The organism is Kitasatospora sp. NPDC018058 (genome assembly GCF_044327205.1).
GTDB lineage: Bacteria > Actinomycetota > Actinomycetes > Streptomycetales > Streptomycetaceae > Kitasatospora.
Window position 1 is genome coordinate 1 of sequence record NZ_JBIRFA010000149.1, and the last position, 1,269, is coordinate 1,269.

The window sequence follows — 1,269 nt, forward strand, 5'->3', positions numbered from 1 at the left end:
TGGCAGTCACACGGGTAGCGGACGAGCCGCTGCCGGAGACCACCGAGGCGCCGGCCGAGCCGGCGCCGTGGGCCGTGGCGGTGGGCGCACCGGAGGGCTTGCCGTGGGCCGTGGGGGTGGGTGTGGGGGTGGGTGTGGGTGTGGAGGTGCCGGTTGCGGCGGTGGCCATTCCCCCCACGGTCGCGATGGCTGCGGCGGTGGCGGTGGCGGTGATGAGCATGATCGGGCGGATACGCATGAATCCGTGTCCTTTCCTGCGGGCGTCCAGTTGATGCCAGCACCCCTGTACGCCTCCCGGCGCCCGGCAGGTCGCACCCAGCACACGTGATCCAGGTCATAGACCGTCGGTGCAACCCCGGGACGGCGCTCGTGCGTACAGGGCGGGAGGCTCCGCCCAGGACGCACGGCTGACCCGCCGCAGCCGAGGAGTGCTTCCTCGCGAGCCGCCCGTGCCGCGAGCTGACGGACAGCCCTGGAAGAGAGGCCTTTGATGACGCCACAGGAGTTCGACGCGTTCTACGCGGCGTCCTTCTCCCGCCTGACCGGGCAGCTCTACGCGATAACCGGCAACTGGTCCGAAGCACAGGACGTGGTCCAGGAGGCCTTCACCCGCGCGTGGGACCGAAGGCGCACCTTCGACCCGGGCAATGCCCCGGAGGCATGGATCCGGACCACGGCCCGGCGCCTGGCCCACTCCCGCTGGCGGCGTCTCGCCCGGGGCCTGCTCTTGGCCGGCCGCCACCACCGCCAAGAACCATTCACCGTCGAGCCGCCCACCGAGGAGCACCTGATGCTGGTCACCGCGCTCCGCGACCTGCCCGAGGCACAGCGGAGCGCCCTGGTCCTTCACCACATGTGCGACCTCTCCGTCGAGCAGGTCGCGGCCGAGACCGGCGCCAGCGTCAGCGCCGTCAAGAGCCGCCTCGCCCGCGGCCGGACCGCGCTCGCGGCCATACTCGCTGACCAAGCCCCGACCAGCGAGGAAGGAAAGCTCCGTGTCTGACCCCATCCACGAGACCCTCGCCGACCGGCTGCGGCTGCTCGGCACGCAGATGCCCGCACCGACTCTGCCCGCTGCGGAGATCCGCCGACGCGCCGACCAGCGCCGCCACCGCCGGCACGCTCTGGGCGCGACCGCGGCCTGCACCGCAGCAGCCCTGTGCCTGGCTCTCCCGTCCGTGCTGCACTCACCGGGACCACAACACTCACCGGGCCCACAACAAGGAGCAGTCACCCCAGACGTCCCCTCCGTGTCAGCTTCCCCCCACC

The 1,269-nt window shown here is 72.0% G+C and carries 1 protein-coding gene and 2 pseudogenes; 2 read left to right on the plus strand and 1 reads right to left on the minus strand.

What is annotated here, in order from left to right:
• Positions 1-238 (minus strand): annotated as a pseudogene (locus tag ACH4E7_RS45640) (hypothetical protein); the annotation flags it as partial.
• 252 nt (positions 239-490) lie between these two features.
• Between ACH4E7_RS45640 and ACH4E7_RS45645 the strand changes: the two are divergent.
• A complete protein-coding gene (locus ACH4E7_RS45645) occupies positions 491-1,003 on the plus strand; it encodes a SigE family RNA polymerase sigma factor (RefSeq protein WP_396255134.1) in 513 nt (170 codons plus the stop codon).
• Positions 996-1,269, plus strand: a pseudogene (locus ACH4E7_RS45650) (hypothetical protein); the annotation flags it as partial. The gene ACH4E7_RS45645 and the pseudogene ACH4E7_RS45650, both read left to right, overlap by 8 nt.

What these genes read in the sequence shown, in the direction of transcription:
- ACH4E7_RS45645 (WP_396255134.1), top strand. Translation starts at nt 491, where the DNA reads ATGACGCCACAGGAGTTCGACGCGTTCTACGCGGCGTCCTTCTCCCGC.